Source organism: Streptomyces sp. MB09-02B, from assembly GCF_033794485.1.
Classification (GTDB): Bacteria; Actinomycetota; Actinomycetes; order Streptomycetales; family Streptomycetaceae; genus Streptomyces.
The window spans coordinates 1-20,686 of record NZ_JARGEE010000137.1; the positions used below are offsets into that span (position 1 = coordinate 1).

Below are 20,686 nucleotides of genomic sequence, written 5' to 3' on the forward strand. Positions count from 1 at the left end.
TTTTTTTAAAGGCAGGGCACAGTCAATGGCCTGGCCGGGGTTGTCGTGGCCGCCGCCGACCGCGAGTGCCCTCTCGTACCCTTTCTGCCCCAAAGCTCGTACGACCGACCGTTCGCACCGTGCGTGGTCGTCGTCCAGCGGCGGACCGAACGCGGAGATGCTCACACCCGCATCGCGCCACATCTTGCTTGTGGAGCCGAGTATCCGGCCCGCTCGCTCGTACTCGCCGTGGGAAGCGGTGATCCAGGCGAGCGTCTCCAGCATCAGCGCCGCGCTGAGCGGCTCGTTGAAGCCCCGCTCGATCTCCAGGGCGGCCCGGATCAGGGCCAGGGCTTCCGCACGTTCACCCTGCCTCCACGCGTGGCAGCTCAGCGCCCACATCGCATGCGCGCGCGCCCACCGCTCACCGTGCGCCTCCGCCAACGCGACCGCCTGTCGGCCAGTCACCTCGCCCCGCGGATCTCCCAGTTCCAGCTGTACAGCGGCCAGCTGGAACAGCGCGAACACCGCCGAGTCCTTCCCCGTGGCCGCCGTGTGGGCGGCGACCGCGTGCTCGAGCAACGGCACGGCCTCCGCCAGCCTTCCCTGGAACGCTGCCCGTGTTCCACGAAAGCCCGCGATGTGGGCGCGCAGCACCTGATCGTCCTGCCGCTCGGCCAGCTCTCCGGCCTCGGCCAGCCACCGGTCGGCCGCCGCACGGTCGCTCTGCAGCAGCGCCACCCAGGACGCGGCGCAGAGAGCCCAGGCACGAGCCGGAGTCGCGTCGGGCGCGGCGGCGAGAGCACGGTCGAGCTGCCGTCGCCCTTCGGCGAGAAATCCGCCGGCACACCAGTGGTAGCGCAGAGCTGCGGCCAGCGCGAGGGTGGTCTGCGGATCGTCGCCATGGGCCAGTGCGGCCATCAGATTGGCATGGTCGGCACGCAGGCGGGCCAGGGCCTCCTCCTGCCCGGGGCCGTACCAGAGTTCAGCGATGCCCTCGGCGAGGGCGAGGTGGAAGTCGCGGTGCCTTCGCAGCAGGCGCTCCTCCTCGCCGGACTCGGCGAGCCGCTCCCGGCCGTACTCGCGAATGGTCGCCAGGAGCCGGTAGCGGGGCAGGCCCTCCTCCTCGGTGGGCAAGACGACGGACTGGACGACCAGTCCGTCGAGGACGTCCAGCACCTCCTGCGTGGAAAGGCCCTCTCCGGCGCAGACGTCCTCGGCCGCGTCCAGGCCGAAGCCGCCGGCGAAGACCGACAGCCGGTTCCACAGCAGCTGCTCGGCCGGGGAGCACAGCTCGTAACTCCACTCCATCGCCGCGCGCAGCGTGCGCTGCCGAGGTCGCGCGGTCCGGCTGCCCCCGGTGAGCAGCGTGAAACGGTCCTCCAGTCGGTCGGCCGCCTGTTCGACGGTGAGCGTACGCAGCCGGGACGCGGTCAGCTCGATGGCGAGCGGCAGCCCGTCCAGTTCGGCGCACAGCCTGGTGACTGTGTCCCAGTTGGCGTTGGTGATCCGGAATTCGGGCCGTACGGCGCAGGCGCGGTCCCGCAGGAGTTCGACCGCCTCGTCCGGCACCTTCAGGGGCGGCACGGTGAACACATGCTCACCGGCGATGCCGAGCGTCTGACGGCTCGTCGCCAGCACACGCAGTCCGGGGCAGGCCGAGAGCAGCACGCTCGCCAGCTCGGCACAGGCGTCGACCAGGTGTTCACAGTTGTCCAGCACGATCAGCGCCACTCTCTCGGCCAGGCGCTCGGCCAGCCTGTCGAGGGCGGGTCTGTCGCCCAGGTCCACGATGCCCACAGCGTCGGCGGCCGTGGTCGCCACCGCCGACGGGTCCCGCACCGGTGCCAGGTCGACCAGCCACGTCCCGTCGGGAAAGGCCTTCCCGACCGCGGCTGCGACTTCCAGTGCCAGCCGCGTCTTGCCCACGCCGCCCGTACCGGTGAGAGTCAGCAGCCGCGCCGAGCCCAGGACCCGCCGGACCTCGGCGATGTCATCGCGCCTGCCCACGAAGGTGGTGAACGCCTCGGGCAGGTTCCCTGTGCGCGCAACAAGAGCGGTCATGTCATCGGCCTCCCACCAGCTCCGAACCCGTTACCTGCACACCGCCGTCGACGACCACTCCCGCCTCGCCTACAGCGAGATCCACGCAGACGAGAAGAAGGAGACCGCCACTGCCTTCTGGACCCGCGCCCAGGGGTTCATCACCAACTGCGGCATCACCGTCGAGCGGGTCCTGACCGACGCTGAAGACCGTCGAGGCGTGCACCGGGCGGAGATCGCCGGTGTAGGCGTGGAGGTTTACGAGACTTGCCGACGTCACCAAAGAAACCAGCGTCGGCCGGTTCCCTGCCTGTGACGACGGCCTGCCGATCACTACCTTCCGCTCCCCGCTGATCCCAAGGGTGAGGCAATGGCATTCGCCGTCACGCCGGTGCCTCCGAAGCCGACCGCTCGGAACGTTTACCACCGGCCCTGGGTGGCACAAGGGATCGGCGCCCCCGCCAGTTTGGTTGGCGACACACCATTGGCTGTTACGTGCACCCCTTGCGCGGGCGACCGCGTACGATCCGCCCAGCATTACTGCAGCGGCGGGTAGCCAGTGTTGTTCGGTGTCGGTGGGATTCTGGGGCATCTCGCGACCCTACGGATTCGTGTTCGGCGCTGGTTGAGGAATCTGCCAGGCGGGGGGAAAGCCTGGGGTGCGAGGACCCGCCAGATGCGCACGGAGAGTCGGCCCGGCCTGTCGAGGCCGGGCCAGAGGACAGCGGCTGGCGGCTCGCCGGTCAGACCCGGCGCCGGAACATCACGAACCACTGGCCGTCGTGGCAGATCTCGTCACGCTGGTTCTTGACCTGGACATCAAAGGTCACGATCCCACGATCCGGCTTGGAGTTCGACGGCCGCAGCTCGGCGACCTGCTGCTCCACACGGATCGTGTCGCCGATCCGCACGGCACCCTTGAGGCTCCACGTCATACCGAGGAAGGCGATGGCGGTACCCTCCTTGATGCCGAGTCGGGACTCGAGCCCGGTGGCAACGGCGAACACGCCGGGGCCGTGGAAGATCCGGCCGCCGAACTGCGTCTGCCTGGCGAATTCCTCGTCCGTGTGCAGCGGGTTGAAGTCGCCGGAGATGCCGGCGAAGTTCACCAGGTCGGCGTCGGTGATGGTGCGGGCGGGCGTGACCCACGACTGGCCGACGGTGAACTCGTCGAAGTAGAGGCCGCGCTCGACGGGCGCCTGGACAGCTGCTACCTGGCTCACCAGGGGCTCCTATCATTCCAAGAGAATGTGACATCTCGATTTTGGCCGTGACGTCTGTTACGGGTGACCGTGGAGATCCCCAAATTCGGCGGACCGAATCGTCTTTTCTCCAACGAGGTGGCGGCGGGTGCTCATCGCTCGGGGCCGAAGGCGACCCCGATGTCGCTGTGCCCTCTGTTCCCGAAATCCGTGGCGCCCCGAGTCGATCCGACCTCGCCGACCGGGAGTTCGTCCTTCGATCGTGCGGCCCGAGGCTTGAGGCTCCCTGGCTGCCGGGTGATATCGATTGCCGTGAGAGCGAGGAAGACCGAGGAGACCGCGGCGGGTTGCTTGAGATTGATGCTCAGGAGTTCCTCGACCTTGGTGAGGCGGTAGCGCAGTGAATTGTGGTGGATGCTGAGTGCCTCCGCGGCCACGTTGATGTTCTGGTCGTGCTCGAAGTAGGTGCGAAGACCGGCAAGCAGGTTCTCCCGGCCCGCGAGCGGCCGCAGGAAGTCCTCCGCCCACGCCACCATCCGTTCCAGACCGACATCGGCAAAGAGCCGCGTCGCGAAGTCGAAGTCCTCGTACGCCATGAGCCGCTGCTCCTGAGCGAAACGCCGGAGCGTGCGCACGGCGAGCTGGGCGTCGTTGTGCGAGTCCACCACTCCGCCGACGGCAGTGATGGCTCGGCCGATTCCTATATGAAGCGAGGACAGTTCGGCCTCGCGCGCCTGCAGGAGCCGCTGCAGTGCAGCGACGCCGCACTGGACGAGCAGCGTGACGCCGTTTTCGCGGGCCGTGATCAGGCAAGGGTGTCCGGCTGCGGACAGTGCCTGGCCCAGTGTGTCCATGAGAGAGTCCGACGCCTGGCGGCGCTGGTCCTCGCGAGGGGAACGGACAAACGCCGCAACAACGACGCGGGCCTCCCCATCGAAGGTGATGCCCAGCCCAGCAACCCGCGCGGCGAGTTCGGCGTCGTGGCGTTCCCTTCGCAGCGCCAGTGCCTGTTCGAGCACGGCGGCACGCACGGCCCGTTCCTGTTTCCGGACCAGGACGCTCATGCGCTGGTTGGCTTCGACCAGGCTGGCTGCCACGTGGACCGCGGAGGCGACGTAGGTATCCGGGAAGTCGCGACGCCGGCTTGTGACGACCAGCCAGCCGGTGTGTTCCTCGGGTGAGGCGGGGTCGGCGATACGGGCTGCGAGACCGCGCCAGCCGTCGATGTCCAACCTCTGTGTGTCGGCCTTGGTCGAGGCGATCTCCTCGAACAAGAGTGTGCGTGGAACCGGTCCGGTCGCGTGCACGATGTCGCCGTGCCGGCCGATGAGAGCGGTCGTCGCGTTGCATACTCGTTTGAGCCGGGTGAGCAGGGCCGGTATCGGCTCGGGGTCGGCGAGGGCCAAGCTCAGTGATCGCTGAAGTGTCCCGAGGCGCCGGGAGACGGCTTCCTCTAGGCTCTGGCTCGATCGGGTGACGGAGGCGAGGACCTCGCCAGCCCCGACTCCAGCCAGGCCCACGACGTTGTCCGCGATCTTCGCGGCGTCGAGGTTCTCGCCCTCGACGGGCGCGTCGCAGAGCAGGATGACACGGGAGCCGTCCGCCTCCAGGAGAGGGAGGATCTCCTCGACGCCGGTTCGCAACCCCGTGCAGACCACGATCATGGCGGGATCGGGGGGAACGGGATCGCCCGGCACCCAGACGGTCGCACCGCGCATCGGACGGGTCGGGTCGGGAGAGCCGGCGGACACCAGACGTACGCTCGACCCAAGCTCGGCCAGAACGGTACCCAACTCGACGGAGTGACGCGAGTCGGCCATGGCGACCTTTTCCGCTGGGCGAACATAAACGGACCGTGACGTCCGACGGGCGGCTGTTCCCACAGAATAGTTCAATCCACGCCCGACCGACTTGGTGAATGTCCGGCGATTGCGGCCATCCCTTGGAAAACATCCGATGGACTGGGGCCGACGGACTCCTGGATTTGTTCATCCGTCCGTGCAGAGATTGAGGAACGTGAGATCACACCCGGACTGTCCTGGTTCGGGGGCACCGACTGTGGACGACCTCATCCGTGCTCTTCTTCGGTTCGGCGAGGCTCATGCTGATAAAGAGGCGCGTCGAGGCGCCCGACGCCCGCTGGAGCGAGGCGCCCGGTGGCCACGGACGGTTGTGGCTCGGCAACGTGGTGTCAGACTGCCCGTACCTGCGGGCAGCCCTCGCCACTGCCGTTCTGGCAGTCGGTGAACACGGTCTGGCGGCGCAGAACAGCGCATGGTTCATCAACGGCACATACGCCGCCTGCGGGGCGCCGCGGGCAAGCCGGACCTCACCGCGTATGCCGAGAAAGTGGTCGCCGAAGCCCGTGCCGCGCGGCTGCGGATTTCCGCTTCGGCCCGGTCTTGAGAAGCACCGCCACCCGTGCCTAGCCCGTGCAGCTGATCGCGGTCGACCCAGTCTGAGGAGCGACGCGGCGCGACTCTGCTCCCGTAGGAGGCGACCGCGCCAGCCGTGATGGGGACACTGCCCGGGATATCGCCCATATCCCGCAGAAGTGCGCCTCCGGTAGGCTCGGGCGCGTCGTCCCGGCCGAGCGCGCCTCCGACAGAGTCCCACGTCGCGACCTTGCCACCGACCTCGAGGCGGCAGGATGGACAGCGACACATCACGAAGCGACAGTGATGCATATGACGCATCGACCGTCACAGAAGGGACCCGGTCCGTCGTGAGCCCTGACGTTCTTGCAACCTCGGACATCGTCGTGGTCGGCGCGGGGCTCGCTGGTCTGTGCACGGCCTTCGAGCTGCGCCGCCGAGGCTTCGACGTCACCGTGGTCGAACAGCGTTTCCCGGCGTTCGGAGCCTCGGGCCGCAACCCCGGATGTCTGTGGGTCCAGACCCGCCGCAGCGGCGTCGAGCTTGCGATCGCCCGCGCTGCCAAGGCCAAGTACGCCGAGTACGCCGACGAACTCGGAGATGTCTTTGAGTACCGCCAGCTCGGTGGGCTGTTCTTCTTCGAAAACGAGGAGCAGGGCCGAGTCCTCCAGGACTATGTGCATGACCGCCGTGCCGCTGGCGTCGAGATCGAGTTGCTGTCGGTGAGCCGTGCGACGAAGCACGCTCCCATGCTGCCCACGACCGCGATCGGAGCGGTCTACTGCGCCGAGGACGCGCAGATCGACACACAGCGGTTCCTCGGGGCCCTGAGCGCGGCGGTTATCCGGTCGGGCGTGCGGCTCTACGAGAACACCGCTGTCCTGTCGGTCATCCGTCAGGGCAACCGTGTCGACGGTGTCCGAACGGTCCGCGGCGACATCAGGGCCTCGGGAGTCGTATGGGCGACCGGCGCGTGGACACTCAACCTCACAGCGGAAGGCATCGTGCTGCCCGTCACGACGGCCCGTATGGGGCAGGTCGTCACCCAGCCCGTCGACCAGCGGCCCAGCGCCATCCTCCATGGGCCCCGTGGAGTCGCGAACTGCAGCGCTCTCACCGACCTGCCGTCGTACGAGCCAAGCGTCTTCGACCACCCCCACACCCGGCCCGCACTGGGGACCGAGCGCCTGGACTACGACGACTGTCTGGCGCAGAACCGCAGCGGCTCCCTGGTGATCGGTGCCGGTATTGACGGGTACGGGTCCCTCAACCCGCACATCAGCATTGCCTCAACCGAGGCCATGATCTCGACCACCCTGGAGCGCTACCCCGACCATGCCCATCTTGGCGTCACCGGCTTGTGGGCCGGCCTGACGAGCGACACTGCTGACCATCTACCGATCGTCGACCGGCTCGACACGGCCCACGTGAACGCGGGTCACAGCTGGGGAGTGGCCAGCGCACCCGTCGCCGGACAGGTCCTCGCCGAGCTGATCGCCGGCGAACAGAACCAGTTCGCCACCGCGCTGAGGGCCGACCGCCCCTCGCTCGAGGCTGTCCGCTACCAGTAGTTCGTTCCGACCTCGGCGATGGCGGTGAAAGCGAGGAAGTGTTCCGGCTTGGGCTCGTAGCGAGGGTTGAAGGCGCCGGCACCCGGACAGCCAGGACACGGTTCGCTCCACGACCCAGCGGTGTCGGCCCAGGCGTTGAGCGAGGCGGTGCCGGATGCCACGAGACGGTTCCCCGTTACGGGACGATGGCTCGGCCAAGGACCACGCGCCAGCGAGCGAGGGGCCGGAGGCACGCAGCGCACGACTGGCTCCACTTCTGGCGACCCCTCGGTCGCTAACGACCTCGTGCATGGTTGGCGGTGGCACGTTGAAGGCTGCGGATTTGCCGCTGTGTTCACGTTCGCGCACCGCTGTTCACGGTGACGGTCTGCTGGTGGGAGAGCAGTCCGGCGACAGCCTCAATGATGTCGCTCATGTGCTCGCGTCGGCCGTGGTGGCGGGCGAGGGACCGTCAGTTCTTCAGATGGCTGATGCCGTGCTCGACCCGGATGCGTCGTGAGGAGTGGGCCTTGCGCTGACGCTCGTGCATCTCCTCGTACCACTCGGGCGGGTCCTTCTTGAACTTACGGTGTGGTGGCGTGATCGCTCGCCCGCCGGTCTGGGCGCCCAATCTCTGGTAGCCGGCGTCGGGCAGGATCTCCACGGCAGGCCCGTTGGCCAGGAGCTTGACCAGGCCCAGCTTGCGGGCGTGGGTGATATCGGCGCAGCTGGCAGGCTCCGCCGGGCCGCAGAACAGCAGCCGCCCCTCGGCTTCCCTGACGACCATCGACTTCACGGCGTTCTGCTTGTTCTTGCCGGAGATGAACTTGTCCCGGTCCTTGCGTCCGGTGGCCGGTCGTCGCACCCGGACCTCGGTGCCGTCGACGATCCCGGTCTGGCCGTCGGCGCCGAGATGGTCGATGACGTCGGCGAGCGTACGTAGCCGGAGGCCTGATGCCACGGTGCAGCCCCGTTCGGCGAGCAGGGGCCGTACTTCATCGATCGCCCGCGTGATGGTGGAGCGGTCGACACCGAACCAGCAGGCCAGTACATCGTGCGTGGCGCCGTGGCGGAGGCTGACCAGCGTGGCCAACAGTCGGTCGACGAAGACCAGTTTGTGTTTCGCTCCGGCCCCCACGGCCCTGCGGCGCGGCCGTGAGGTCAGTCCGGCCTGGTGCCGCTCACGCCACAACGGCCCGACCTCAGCGACGACTTCGGCGATCACCTCGGGCGTCAGCCCTGTGGTCCGCCGGCTTTTCGACGTGTCGCCGCCAACCATGCACGAGGTCGTCAAGCGTGTTGCAGAAGGCCGTGATTTTGCAGGTCAGGGCCCGGCCATGCTGTCCCGATCACACGGCCAGGGCGAGGTTGTGCATGTGAGCGACGGCTTGGACCGAGTGGTGGAGGCCGTTGCCGTGCTGCCCGCAGTCACGGACGATCTTGTAGTTCTCAGCGGGCGAAGGCATGCTCAACCCGCGCACGGACCCGGCGACCGCTCCGAATGGTCGGTATCCTCGACCGCCAGGAGGTGGTGATGTAGTCGCCGTCGCCGAGCACGGTGCCCCCTGGCCCTGTGTCGGCAACCCGCTCGCGACCACCGGCACTTGCCCGGACGGCAAGGCTGCCCTGAGCTGGTCCTTGGCCGGGCCGCCTTTGCCGCGGGCTGGCTGGTCGTCGAACGCCCGGCCGGCCAAGCCTGCGGATACCCCGTCCACCGATACGCGCCCCCTACCCGGCACTCCGTGTAGTCCGCCCCGCGGCCGAGTCGACCTTCGCAGCCTCGTGACGTTGTTACATCGTGAGGCCGATGGCCATTCCGTGGTCGGGCCCGGGAGTGAGTACCCGGCCCTCGCTGTTGACGTATTCGAGGACCGAAGCGGAGATTTTCCATTCTCCGGCTTCCTTGAGGTACTTCTCGTGATAGTAGGCGCGCCCGCGGAACTCGCTACCGTTGCCCGGGTGGACGAGGTGGTCGCGGAGCCACCAGACGCCGGTCGCTGTGGTCGCGCTGGTGATCTCGACCTTGAACTGGTGCAGTTGGTGCGATGTGACCAAAGGCTGCAGGTTGTTCGACACGACCGAGACGAACGTGTCGAGCGGAAGCTGGTTCCCTCCGGTCTCGAAGGTGAAGTCCGGCGAGAAGCAGTCCGCCCACTCATCCCACTGCTTGTGGTCCAAGAGCCAGGTGTACTTGGCTTTGAGCTGCCTGAGTGACTCGATGTCCTCAAGCCTCTGCAGTCGCGCTTCGATGGTCTCGCCCATGATGATCCTCAACTTTCGTTCTTGGGACAGGCCGAGCGCTCCAAGGCTTCGGCGATCAGAGCATCGAAGTGCAACCGGGCCTGCTGGTCAGGAAGTTGGCCCTTAACCATGATTTCGGTGGTGGGGGCGGCGTCTGTCGCCGATTGCGGTGGGCTGGTCGTTCTGTATGGCGGTCGGTTCGCGGGTGACTGTGGCGACGTCGGGACCGGGACTGCCGTCCGCCGGGTTCCGACTCGGGAGAAGAGGATTTGTTCGCGACAGGCGCGTCATCCGGCCGTCGGCCACTGCCTCGCTCCTGACGTCGGCGCTCTCAACAAGAAACGGAGAGTGCCTCCGATTAACTTCTGCGACAATATGGAGGCTGTCTCCGCTTGTCAAGCGTCAGACCTGAAAGGGCCGCTCAGATGCCAGGAACAACACCCCGTCCCATGCGGACGGACGCTCGGCGCAACTACGAGCGGATCCTGCGGACGGCCGTCGAGCACTTCGCGGCCTACGGCGTCGACACCTCGCTGGACGACATCGCCCGGGACGCCGGGGTCGGGCCAGGAACGCTCTACCGCCACTTCCCGACCCGGGAAGACCTGCTCGCCGCCGCTCTGCAGGACCGGCAGACGCAACTCCTCGCGAGAAAAAACGAGTTGGAGAAAGGCGTCGATCCCGCGGACGCTCTTCGTGAATGGCTGCGTGAGCTGCGTCATCACCTGCGTGCGTTCAAGGGTCTGGCCGACCCGATGCTCGGCGCGGTCAAGGGAAAGGCGGCTCCGCTGACGCTGACGTGCCAGAGCATGGAATCCATCACCGGCGACTTCCTCCGTCGCGCCCAGGCGGCTGATCGTGCACGCACGGACGTCAGCGCGCGCGACCTGTTCCTGTCCGCACTCGCGCTGGCCTGGATCGAGGACTGCGCCGAGGACGGTGCCGCGTCGATCGGCTCACTGGAAGAGATGATCGCCTTCGGGTATAGGGCCCCAGCGTGATCGCTTCCCGCCCCTGCCTGTGAGGGCATCGGCGCAGAAGCCCTCACTGAAGTTCTGCGCGAACCAGCCCCCGGCCTGCTGATCGTCCACTCCTGACCACTATGTCGAACTGCTCGGCCTGATTGCTAGAACCAGAACCGCTGGTCGTCCCCGGGCTGGAACCGGGTGTAGTACGGGTACATCGACGCTCAGTCGTCGGCGCCCGCCACATCGGTCAATTTCGAGAGCAGGGGAAAGCTGGGGGGCGGGGGCGGTCCGGCATCGTTCACGGTGCTGTCCAAGGGTCGGCTCAAGCGGTAGGAGGAGGCGGCTCAGACAGCGGTCGGCGACCGCGCTGCCGCGGTGGCCGCCCGTGAGACGGACACGGCCGAGGAGGCGCGTGGCGCCGCGCAGGCAGTGTTGTCCGGCGAGTGAGGGCCGCGACGAATGTTCTCGTGCGAGTCGCGTGGACGGACTGCGGGGAGACCGACCGCATTCAGACCAAACCGTCCCTGACCGAGTGGGACTGGAAAAATGGGCCATCGCACGCTCGCTGGTTGGCGAGTTGGCTTTAATCTCAGTGCGGGCTCCGGTACGGGGCCGCAGTCTATGCGGCCGAGCTGGACCCGGAAGACCGCCAACTGGCCGCCGAGATCGGCTGGCAGAGGTGGCAATGTCCATCACCGAGTTCGCGGACAAGCACCTCCAGCTGCTCGTGGGCGGGGTTCGGCACCTTCACCGCCCACGCGGTAGAGGTGCTCGACCAGTCAGGGACGCTGGTGCAAGTCGGCGTGCACCATACCGAGTTGACCGTGAGCACCTTCACGATCGTCACGCAGCAGCTGCAGGTCCTCAGCTCACTGTCGGGCACGAAGCAGGACCTACCGAGCTCCACGAACTCATGCGCGACGAACAGCTCAACCGCCGATCAACCGGATCACGCCGGAGAGCATCCCGGAGGGACTGGACGGCTTCGCGAGGGCGGAGTCACGGGCCCTTCATCGCCCTGTACGGGGAGTGAGACGGGGACCGCGTGACTGCTATGTGTGGACCATGCGGGCAGTCGTGGTTCTCGACCGACTGCGGAACGGCGCTGCCAAGTCCTTGAAGCACGCTGGGGCCGCTCACCGAGACTGTGATGTCTCGGACGCGCAGTGTGTGGCCCTCAGCCGGCCCCTCAGCCGTGTGCTCGACTGCCCGAGGCATGCGACGCGGTTGCGTCCTGGGAAGTGGTGTACGGGTTCGACCTGATCCGGGGGTTTGCTCCGGCTTCAGAGTGAGGCCCGCATAGACGAACGGCCACCGGCTGATCTTCGAAGTGTCGAAGCCTCGAAGGAGATCAGCACGATGACCGCACCAGACAGTCTGCCCCTGCACGCCCTCGCGGAGGACAACCTCGCCGCGGCGAGTCCGGATCTGCTGCGCGCGATGGTCAAGACGTTCGCCGACGCACTCATGTCCGCGGAGGCGGATGCCATCTGCAACGCCGAATACGGGCAGGTCAGCGACGAACGCGTCAACCACCGCAACGGCTACCGCCCACGCGAGTGGGACACCCGCGCCGGCACCGTCGAGCTCGCCGTCCCCAAGCTGCGCCAGAGCAGTTACTTCCCGCACTGGCTCCTGGAACGCAGGCGGCGGGCCGAGCAGGCACTCATCAGCGTGGTCGCCACCGCCTACCTGCTCGGCGTGTCCACCCGGCGGGTCGAGAAGCTCGCCGAGTCCCTTGGGGTCACCCAGCTGTCGAAGTCCCAGGTCAGTGCGATGGCCCGGCACCTGGACGAGCAGGTCGCCGCGTTCCGCAACCGGCCGCTGGACGCCGGGCCGTATGCGTTCGTCTGTGTGGACGCGCAGACCCAGAAGGTCCGCGAGGGCGGCCGCATCATCAACGTCCACGCGCTGATCGCGGTCGGCGTCAACGCCGACGGACACCGCGAGATCCTCGGCATCGACGTCGCCACGGCCGAGGACGGTGCGGGCTGGCTGGCCTTCCTGCGCTCGCTGATCGCCCGCGGCCTGTCCGGCGTCCAGCTCGTCATCTCGGACGCGTACGTCGGCCTCGTCGATGCCATCGGCGCCGTTCTGCCTGGCGCGTCGTGGCAGCGCTGCCGCACCCACTACGCCCGCAACCTGCTGAGCCAGGTTCCGAAATCGGCCCAGCCGTGGGTGGCCACGCTGCTGCGGACGGTCTTCGAACAGCCCGACACCGACGCCGTCCGAGCACAGATGGCACACGTCCTGGACGCCCTGGAGGCCAAGTTCCCAAAGCAGCGACCCACTTGGACACCGCCCAGCACGACCTGCTGGCCTTCACCGCGTTCCCGCGTGAGATCTGGCGGCAGATCTGGTCGAACAATCCGCAGGAGCGACTGAACAAGGAGATCCGCCGCCGCACTGACGTGGTCGGCATCTTCCCCGACCGCACGGCCGTGACCCGGCTCGTCGGCGCGGTCCTGGCCGAGCAGAACGACGAGTGGACCGAGGCCCGCCGCTACATGGGCCGCGAACTCCTCGCCAAGGCCCGCCTCCACCCAATCGAGTCAGAAAACAACGAGTCCGTCCTGCCCACCGAACTCACCGCATAGCCTCAGACGAGATCACCGAGTGGCCGTCGATACACCACTCCAGCGGACGTGACCGCCGACGCCGCCGGTCCCCCCGAGAGGGGGGTGAACCGGCGGCGCTGTCTTGCCGTTGTGGTCAGCGGGTCGTCAGCTCAACTGACTGTGCGGTAGGCGTGGTCTGGGTAACACGGTCGCCCTTGGCGTCGACGGCCGTGGCACTGAACGGCACCCGCCGGCCGCCCGTGGACCGCTGTGCTCTTCGAGGTTGAAGGCCAGGGGGTGATGGCTTCGCTGGGGGTCAGCGGGCCGCCCAGGGCTGCTGGGTCGCGATGTCCCACAGGTGGAGCCTGCCGATGTCGCTGCCGACGGCGGGGTGCGGCCCTCGCGGCTGACGGCAAGCGCTGACCGCCTCGGCAGTGTCGCCGAGCGGTGGCAGGAAGACGTTGCGCGGCACGCCCTCGCGGTGTTTCAGCGCTACGCCCGCCGGCTGCCGGCCGGCCAGGCCCGATGAGAAACCTGGATGAACCCGGCCCGAGCGCCGACGAGCCCGCCATTCGTACAAGGTCGGTTACCGCCGGCACTCATGAGAACTCAGTCACAGCCGGCACCTGGGGCCTACCGTCCATTGGATACTGTTCAGCGGCATAAGTGCGACTGTGTCCGTTCCGCTGCACTGAGTACCGCACGCCGGAGTGTCACTGATGACACCGTCAGAAGCCGGGTGCGGCGGCGGGGACACGGTCGCTGAGGTGCGGCGACAGGTCCGCGCCCAACTGCGCGCAACGAAGCGCGCTGCCATCACACACAGGCGTCCGAGCTCCGGCACGATCGCGAGCCGCTGAAGGCAAGTAGGAACGTTGACCATCCAGACATCCCAGATACCAGACGTGGGGAACCTGCCCGCGGCCCTGACCACGTTCGTGGGCAGGCGCCAGGACCTCGCCGAAGTACGCGACCGTCTGGGGGCGACGCGGCTGCTGACGCTCACCGGCGTGGGCGGGGTGGGTAAGACGCGGCTGGCGCTGGAGGTGGCCGCCGCGTCGGCGCCGGACTTCGCGGACGGGGTGTGGCTGGTGGATCTGGCGGCCGTGCGGGACCCGGCTCTGGTGGCGAACGCCACCGCAGCTGCCCTGGGGGCGCCGGATCTGGGCGTCAGGCCGATCGTCGACCAGATCTCCGCCTTCCTGGCCCACCGAAGTCCGCTGATCGTGCTGGACAACTGCGAGCACCTGGTCGACGCCTGCGCCGAGCTGGCACAGGCGCTGCTGTCGGCCTCCCCCGGGCTGCGCATCCTGACGACAAGCCGCCGGGCGCTGGGAATCTTCGGCGAGCACATCTTCGCCGTACCTCCGCTGGCCCCGGACGACGCGGTGGAACTGCTGCGGGACCGCACCACCGCCGTACGCGCGGACTTTCAGGTCACCGACGACAACCGTGCCCAGGTGCTCCGGCTCTGCGCCGACCTGGACGGGCTGCCGCTGGCCATCGAACTGGCCGCGTCCCGGCTGCGCAGCCTGACCGTCGACGAGGCGGTGAATCGGCTGGAGGACCGCTTCGGGCTGCTCACCAGCGGCAACCGGACCGCCCGGCCGCACCAGCGGACGCTGCGCGCGCTGATCGACTGGAGTCACGAGTTGTGCGCCCCCGCCGAACGGCTGCTGTGGCACCGGCTGTCGGTCTTCGCCGGCGACTTCGGCCTGGACGCGGCCGAGGCCGTCTGCGCGGGCGATGGCATCGACAGGAGCGAGGTGCTCGATGTCTTGGACCAGTTGGTCGTCCAGTCCGTCGTCCTGCCCACCGAGCAGAACGGCATGCCACGCTACCGGCTGCTGGAGACCGTCCGCCAGTACGGGCGGGACCGGCTCGCCGAGTCCGGCGAGGAGCAGCGGGTGCTGCGTCGGCACCACGATTTCTACCTGGCCCTCGCCGAGGGCATCGCCGATGGCTGGTCCGGCCCGGGCCAGTGGGAGAATCTGACCCGGCTGTGTGCGGAGCATGCCGATCTGTGCGCGGCGCTGGCCCATGGCGGCGACCCGCAGGCCACCCTGGCGCTGGTCGGCGCACTGCGCTTCCACTGGTGCTGGGGCCGATTCATCGGTGAGGGACGCCACTGGCTCGACCGGGCGCTTGCCGCCGCGCCCGAGCCCACCCCCGCTCGGGCCAGGGCGCTGTGGGTCGCCGCCTGGGTGGCGGCGCTGCAAAGCGATCACCCGGCGGCCCATCGGTGGCTGGACGAGGCCGAAAACCTGGGCGAACGGCTGGGCGACCCCGTAGTGTGCGCACACGTCCAGAACCTCTGCGGCTCTTTGGCCCTGTCCGGCGGCCGGCTGGACGAGGCCGTGTCCTTCTTCGAGGCGGCGGTGGCCGCCTACACGGAAACGGGTGAGGAGATCGGCGCGATCTACGCGCTGGTGCAGATGGGTACCGCCCAGTCCCACCTCGGGGATCCGCGCGCCACGCAGACCTGCGGGCAGGCGCTCGCCCTTTCCGAAGCGCACGGTGACCGGCTGGCCCACTCCCACGCCTACGCACTGTGGACCCTCGGCTACAACGCCTGGATACGTGGCGACCACGACGAGGCATCGGCTCTGATCCGGTCCGCGCTGGAGAAGGCGCAGGGCCTCAACGACCACATCGGGGTGGCCCTGATGCTGGAGGCACTGGCCTGGATCACCGCCGCACGCGGCGACCTGGAGGAGGCGGGGCGCCTGCTGGGTGCCGCGTCCGCCCTGTTGCGGGACACCGGCACAACCCTCTCCACGTTCGGCTTGCACATGGTCGAGCAGCGCACCCGGTGCGAGGAGGATGTCGTACGGGCCCTGGGCAGGGGAGCGTACGAGAAGGCCCTCGCCGAGGGCGCCGGTCGCCGTGGCCCCGAGGAGGCCATCGCCTACGCCCTGCGCGCCAGGCCCGAGCTCACCGCCACGGCCCCTGCTCCGAGCCCCCTGACCGCCCGGGAGCGGGACGTGGCCGCGCTGGTGGCCGACGGCTTGAGCAACCGGCAGATCGCCTCGGCCCTCGGACGCTCCCCGCGCACGGTCGACGGCCACGTCGAGAACATCCTGGCCAAGCTCGGCTTCGCCTCCCGCGCCCGGATCGCGTCCTGGTGGACAGCGAACCAGGAACCCGACGCGTAGGACAACCCCGTAGAAATACCCGGACCGGGTGCCACCGGGGCCCGTACAAATGCCCATGGTCTTGGGGAAACCCCTCACCGAGCCTTTCGGAATGACCCACACCGAAACGCGGGGGCATCTCCCCCGGAGATCATTTCTCAGCAGTGCCATCGCCGTGGTGGCCGCCAGCACGCTGGCCGGCGGCGCGGTGGTCGCCGCCGCCCCCAGCGCGAGCGCGGCGAACGGCGCGAACTTCACCTGGCGTAACACCTTTGAGGCGGACGACGCCAAGAACGGCTACGCCGCCCTGATCAACGCCGTCAGGTCGGGCGTCTCCTCCCACCAGGTCAGGCCGGAGGGGGGCCGTCCGGTCCACGTCACCGACCAGGACGGGACGAGCCAGTACTTCACCGTCGATCTGCACCACTCGGAGGAAACCCAGTTCATCCGGGTATTCATGCGCCGGTCGGACGCCTACATCGTGGGCTGGTTCACGGGCGTCGACGGCGGCGACGGCGTGATTTTCGGCGACTTCTTCCCGTTGGAGCCCGGCCTGCGGAACGGGCAGGGGGGTATACCCCTGGGCAGGCCCGCGGGGACCCTCTCCGCCAGCGACCTGGGCAGCCAGACGATCGCCCGATTCCAGAATCTGGCGAACTACAGCAACCTGGCGCAACAGGGAGCCAGTCGGGACAATATGCAGATCTCTCCCGCCACCCTCGACAACGCCTTGGTGGGGCTCCATTCGGCCGCCGACCTCGAGGTCAGGCTTGTGGCGCCGGCGATCCTCCAGATCATCGTGGCGGTCGCCGAAGGCTCTCGGTTCCGGAACCAGGCGGCCGCGACCGCGGCGGCTTTCGGCAACGGTCAGCCGTACACCCTCACCGCGCAGCACAGGGAGCAGCACAACAACTGGTCGTTGATGAGCGGTGCGTTGCTGGGCGCGATCCTCGTGGGCTCCATCGCCCTCTCGCCCGAGATCGAGGTCGCCGGCATCGTCTACCAGACGTCGGCGGCTCTCGCGGCCGTGCTCATGCTGGCCCACCACGCGGGCAAGAACACCAAGGGCAAGGGGCTTCTTGAGGGCAGCACGAAGCTGGTCGCGTCCGACGGCACCGGCGACTACTGGACCGTGCAGGACGCGATCAACGCCGCCCCCACCTCGGGCGCGAACACCATCTACATCGACAAGGGCGTCTACCACGAGGTCATCAGCGTCTCGAGCAGCAAGTCCTGGCTGACGATCCAGGGCGTCACCGGCAACCGCACGGATGTCGTCATCTACAACTCGAGGTGCAACGGGATGATCAACCCCGCGACCGGCGCGAAATACGGCACCCAGGGCAGCGCCGTGGCGACCTTCAGGCCGCCCAACCTGACCGTGAAGGACCTCACGATCAGCAACACGTTCGACCGCAACGCCCACCCGGAGATCAGCCCGTACGAGACCCAGGCCGTCGCGATCGCCGCGATGGGTGACCGGCAGGTGTACGACAACGTCTCGATCATGAGCCATCAGGACACCCTGCTCTGCAAGGGGGAAACGCCCACGACCCAGGCCCGGCAGCACTTCGTCGGCTGCTTCATCCGGGGCGACGTGGACTTCATCTTCGGAAACGCCACCGCCGTGATCGACCGGTCCACGATCCAGGTACTCCCGTGGCCCGGCGGCACAGTGCTGGCGCCGAACACCGACTACCGGAAGAAGTACGGGATCCTGATCAGCAGCTGCACGATCACCACCAGCGGCGTGCCGAACGACACGATGCACCTCGGTCGGCCGTGGAACAACACTGCCGACGCACGGCCCCAGGCGGTGTTGCGCGACTGCGAGATCCAGGCGGGCATCAAGGACGCGCAACCTTGGACCAACATGGTCCCCGAGTACCCTTGGCAGTGGGCCCGCTTCAAGGAGTACCGGAACTTCGGCCCTGGAGCCGGCACCGGGTCGAACGCACCACAGATGACCGACGCGGAGGCTGCCGACTACACCGCGCAGAAGTACCTCGCCGGCACCGACGGCTGGAACCCGTTCCAGTGACCGGGCCGAAGGTGACGGGCACAACGATCACCGGCGGGGTCCGCGTCCTCGCGGCGTGGTGAACCACGGCGGGGCCGGGACAGCACACGCTGTCCCGGCCCCGCCTCCGCGTCCTGCGCGAGTCCGGTGCCCCCTGTCGCCCGCGCACTTCCCACACTGCTGAACGACGACGGCTACGTCTTCGTCAGGGCCGCACCGACGATGTCATCAGCGCCGCCGGTCACCGGCTGTCCACCGGCAGCTTGGAAGAGGCCAACAAGTGCCGCACGGCTTCGTCGTCCTGAAGCGGGGACCGACCGCGAACCGAGCGAGGTCGAAGCCGAGCTCGTTCAGCTCGTACGCGAACGCATCGGCGCGGTCTCCTCCCTCAAGGACGTCGTGGTCGTGGCCGCCCTGCCCAGGAGCCGCTCGGGGAAGATCCTGCACAAGTGGAACAGCTTGGACGAGCGCATGGGCCCCATCGACGGCTCCGCCTCGGCGCGCGTGTGCAAGAGGCGCCCGCTTGGCTTGGGCGGGTGCCTCTGGCCTGGTACTTGTCCGGCCGAAGCAGGGAGCGTGGCGGCTGAGGTTTCAGCAGCGCGATCGCTGGGCGACGGGTAGATCCTGAGGTTGCCTGCCGACGGGCATCAGGCGTGGGACGAGGCGGACGTTGATGACCACGCCGAGGACCTCAAGGGGGCTAGGGATACGGACGGCCGGCGACGGCGTTGACCGCGTCGTACACGGCGTCCTGCACGATGGCGAAGCTGCGGGTGCTGGTGGTGGGCGGCTGCTTGGCGGTGTCGTGGATGGCGCTCTGAGCGTGGATGTTCCAGGCGACGACGGGATTGCCCGGGGCAGCCTCCAGGCCGCTGTGCGCCTCGGCGATGGTGGCTGTCAGTGGGACGGTCAGGGCGAGTACGGTGAGGACCGCGATACGGCGTAACCCTCTGAATGATCCGGCGAGCGGACGTTGCGTCACGAGACCCCCAGGGGCTTGTCGGTGACAGATTGTCCGAGCCTATCGGTGAGGGTCAGCTTTGTCGTCACATCGACAATCCGACGGGATTCACACCCGGATGTCCGTCACCCCGGCGACGAAAGCGCGGGCTCCCACCGCAAGCCCACGGGTGTTGCTGGAACTCATCACCACCGTTCCCCGCGAACTCTCGGTGTCGTCCGCGCTGAACGACAACTGTTGCTCGAACTCCCCTGCATACTCACATGTCTGCTCAGCGATCCAGGCGTAGGCGGCCTGAACCTCGCCGAAACGGACAGGCGTCGGGGCGAAGGTGCTGGGGCCGTAGCCGTTCTTGCTCAGCTGCGGGTGGGAGGCGGTGAGGGTGTCGATATCGGCTTGTGTCACGGTCGTATCGGCTCTCTCTGGTTGGTTGGGCTGGGACATTGTGTCCCCAACTGTGGGGCGACGTTGCTGGGATTGGGTTGCCGGCTTCTGCGTTCTGGCGATCGTCCGCGACCGCGCGGCGGCATCTGGAGCCGAAATTCCCTTGGCGACCACACACGGTCACGTGCTTATCGCCCACCATCAGGAAGCGCGACACCTCAACATGCGCCTACCGGTCGCAGACTCAAGGACACGCTTCTAGGGTCCGTCTTCAAAGATCATCAGGTTGGTGGATCATGGCGGGGTGATACGCCGCCATGAACTCTCCGATCAGGGGTGGGAGTTACTCGCTCCGCTCATACCGCGGGCCGCGACAGGCCGTCCGCGAGTGCCGGACCGGCAGGTCGTCAACGGGATGGTCTACAAGATCCGGACCGGGATCTCCTGGCGTGACCTGCCGGAACGCTACGGACCATGGCAGACGGTCTACACGCGCTTCCGCCGCTACGCCCTGGACGGCGTGTTCACCCGGGCGCTCCAACAGATCCAAGCGGGCGCTGACGCGGCCGGCGATATCGACTGGCTCGTCCAGATCGACTCGACCATCGTCCGGGCCCACCAGCACGCCGCCGCCACCGGCCGAAAAAGGGGATCCACCAGCCGGAGGAACCATACGATCACGCCCTCGGCCGATCCCGTGGCGGACTGACCACCAAAATCCATCTCGCCTGCGACGGCAAAGGGCGCCCGCTCGCGCTCTTGCTGACACCCGGCCAACGCCACGACAGCACCTGCGCACGCCCCCTCCTGGAACGGATCCGCGTCCCGCGCAACGGCCCCGGCCGGCCGCGCTCCAGACCTGATCAGGTCATCGCAGATAAGGCTTACAGCTCCCGGGGCTTCCGCGCCTACCTGCGCAAACGCGGCATCGCGTGCACCATCCCGGAGAAGAACGACCAGCAGCGACACCGACACAACCGCAGCCGTCACGGAGGCAGGCCACCGGCATTCGACCGGCAGATCTACCGCCGCCGCAACGCCGTCGAACGCTGCTTCAACCAACTCAAAGACTTCCGTGGCATCGCCACCAGATACGACAAGACCGCCGCCTCCTACGAAGCAGCGGTCAGTCTCGCGTCAATCCTGCTCTGGGCAAGATCCGTTGAAGACGGACCCTAGGAGCGGTTCGCCTCAGGCGAGTCGTCGGGGGTGAGGTCGGGGCGGAGTCGGCGCCAGGAGGGGTGGCGCAGGTATCCGGCGTGGGTGCGGGT

Annotated in this window: 14 protein-coding genes and 3 pseudogenes; 8 read left to right on the plus strand and 9 right to left on the minus strand. The window is 68.0% G+C overall.

Annotated features, from left to right (window positions below; genetic code table 11):
- Positions 1-2,043: ATP-binding protein (locus P1P70_RS20265; protein WP_319239771.1), on the minus strand; the 2,043-nt coding region annotated here is incomplete at its 3' end.
- 31 nt (positions 2,044-2,074) lie between these two features.
- On the opposite strand from P1P70_RS20265, the pseudogene P1P70_RS20270 reads away from it, so the two are divergent.
- Positions 2,075-2,224, plus strand: a pseudogene (locus P1P70_RS20270) (IS481 family transposase); the annotation flags it as partial.
- A 541-nt stretch (positions 2,225-2,765) separates the two neighbouring features.
- Here the strand turns inward: P1P70_RS20270 and P1P70_RS20275 are convergent.
- Together P1P70_RS20275 and P1P70_RS20280 are read right to left on the minus strand one after the other, a co-directional pair.
- Positions 2,766-3,245 carry a MaoC/PaaZ C-terminal domain-containing protein gene (locus P1P70_RS20275; RefSeq protein WP_319239773.1) on the minus strand — a complete coding sequence of 160 codons (480 nt, stop codon included), beginning with the start codon at positions 3,243-3,245 and terminating at the stop codon, positions 2,766-2,768.
- 131 nt (positions 3,246-3,376) lie between these two features.
- Positions 3,377-4,975 carry a helix-turn-helix domain-containing protein gene (locus P1P70_RS20280; protein WP_319239775.1) on the minus strand — a complete coding sequence of 533 codons (1,599 nt, stop codon included), beginning with the start codon at positions 4,973-4,975 and terminating at the stop codon, positions 3,377-3,379.
- A 974-nt stretch (positions 4,976-5,949) separates the two neighbouring features.
- Between P1P70_RS20280 and P1P70_RS20285 the strand changes: the two genes are divergently transcribed.
- Complete coding sequence (locus P1P70_RS20285) at positions 5,950-7,170, plus strand: FAD-dependent oxidoreductase (protein ID WP_319239777.1); 1,221 nt, start codon at positions 5,950-5,952, stop codon at positions 7,168-7,170.
- 451 nt (positions 7,171-7,621) lie between these two features.
- Here P1P70_RS20285 and P1P70_RS20295 read toward each other — a convergent pair whose 3' ends face one another.
- From P1P70_RS20295 to P1P70_RS20305, 3 genes and pseudogenes are all read right to left on the minus strand, one after another.
- A complete protein-coding gene (locus tag P1P70_RS20295; RefSeq protein ID WP_319239779.1) occupies positions 7,622-8,428 on the minus strand; it encodes a transposase family protein in 807 nt (268 codons plus the stop codon).
- Between the two features lie 70 nt (positions 8,429-8,498).
- Positions 8,499-8,640, minus strand: a pseudogene (locus P1P70_RS20300) (IS5/IS1182 family transposase); the annotation flags it as partial.
- A 300-nt stretch (positions 8,641-8,940) separates the two neighbouring features.
- Entirely contained in the window at positions 8,941-9,411 is a 471-nt protein-coding gene (locus P1P70_RS20305; protein WP_319239781.1) for a nuclear transport factor 2 family protein, read from the minus strand.
- Positions 9,412-9,839: 428 nt separating this feature from the next.
- On the opposite strand from P1P70_RS20305, the gene P1P70_RS20310 reads away from it, so the two are divergent.
- The gene (locus P1P70_RS20310; RefSeq protein ID WP_319239783.1) at positions 9,840-10,391 is read left to right on the plus strand and encodes a helix-turn-helix domain-containing protein; all 552 of its coding nucleotides are present in this window, start codon (positions 9,840-9,842) and stop codon (positions 10,389-10,391) included.
- 1,326 nt (positions 10,392-11,717) lie between these two features.
- Positions 11,718-12,955, plus strand: a pseudogene (locus P1P70_RS20315) (IS256 family transposase).
- Between the two features lie 277 nt (positions 12,956-13,232).
- Here the strand turns inward: P1P70_RS20315 and P1P70_RS20320 are convergent.
- Positions 13,233-13,388 (minus strand): hypothetical protein, encoded by a 156-nt coding sequence (locus P1P70_RS20320; protein WP_319239784.1) that lies wholly within the window; start codon positions 13,386-13,388, stop codon positions 13,233-13,235.
- A gap of 433 nt (positions 13,389-13,821) precedes the next feature.
- On the opposite strand from P1P70_RS20320, the gene P1P70_RS20325 reads away from it, so the two are divergent.
- From P1P70_RS20325 to P1P70_RS20335, 3 genes are all read left to right on the plus strand, one after another.
- Complete coding sequence (locus P1P70_RS20325) at positions 13,822-16,071, plus strand: ATP-binding protein (protein ID WP_319239786.1); 2,250 nt, start codon at positions 13,822-13,824, stop codon at positions 16,069-16,071.
- A gap of 91 nt (positions 16,072-16,162) precedes the next feature.
- A complete protein-coding gene (locus P1P70_RS20330) occupies positions 16,163-18,091 on the plus strand; it encodes a pectinesterase family protein (RefSeq protein WP_319239788.1) in 1,929 nt (642 codons plus the stop codon).
- Between the two features lie 201 nt (positions 18,092-18,292).
- A complete protein-coding gene (locus P1P70_RS20335) occupies positions 18,293-18,691 on the plus strand; it encodes an AMP-binding enzyme (protein WP_319239793.1) in 399 nt (132 codons plus the stop codon).
- 79 nt (positions 18,692-18,770) lie between these two features.
- On the opposite strand, the gene P1P70_RS20340 is transcribed toward P1P70_RS20335, so the two are convergent.
- Both P1P70_RS20340 and P1P70_RS20345 read right to left on the minus strand, forming a co-directional pair.
- Complete coding sequence (locus tag P1P70_RS20340; RefSeq protein WP_319239790.1) at positions 18,771-19,052, minus strand: hypothetical protein; 282 nt, start codon at positions 19,050-19,052, stop codon at positions 18,771-18,773.
- A gap of 87 nt (positions 19,053-19,139) precedes the next feature.
- Positions 19,140-19,475, minus strand: a complete 336-nt coding sequence (locus P1P70_RS20345) for a hypothetical protein (protein ID WP_319239791.1) — start codon at positions 19,473-19,475, stop codon at positions 19,140-19,142.
- Positions 19,476-19,722: 247 nt separating this feature from the next.
- On the opposite strand from P1P70_RS20345, the gene P1P70_RS20350 reads away from it, so the two are divergent.
- Positions 19,723-20,594 (plus strand): IS5 family transposase gene (locus P1P70_RS20350; protein ID WP_413471500.1). Its coding sequence is split into 2 segments (ribosomal slippage): positions 19,723-20,089 and positions 20,089-20,594, totalling 873 coding nucleotides; the frame shifts between segments, so codons are not numbered across the junction.
- Positions 20,595-20,686: the final 92 nt, after the last annotated feature.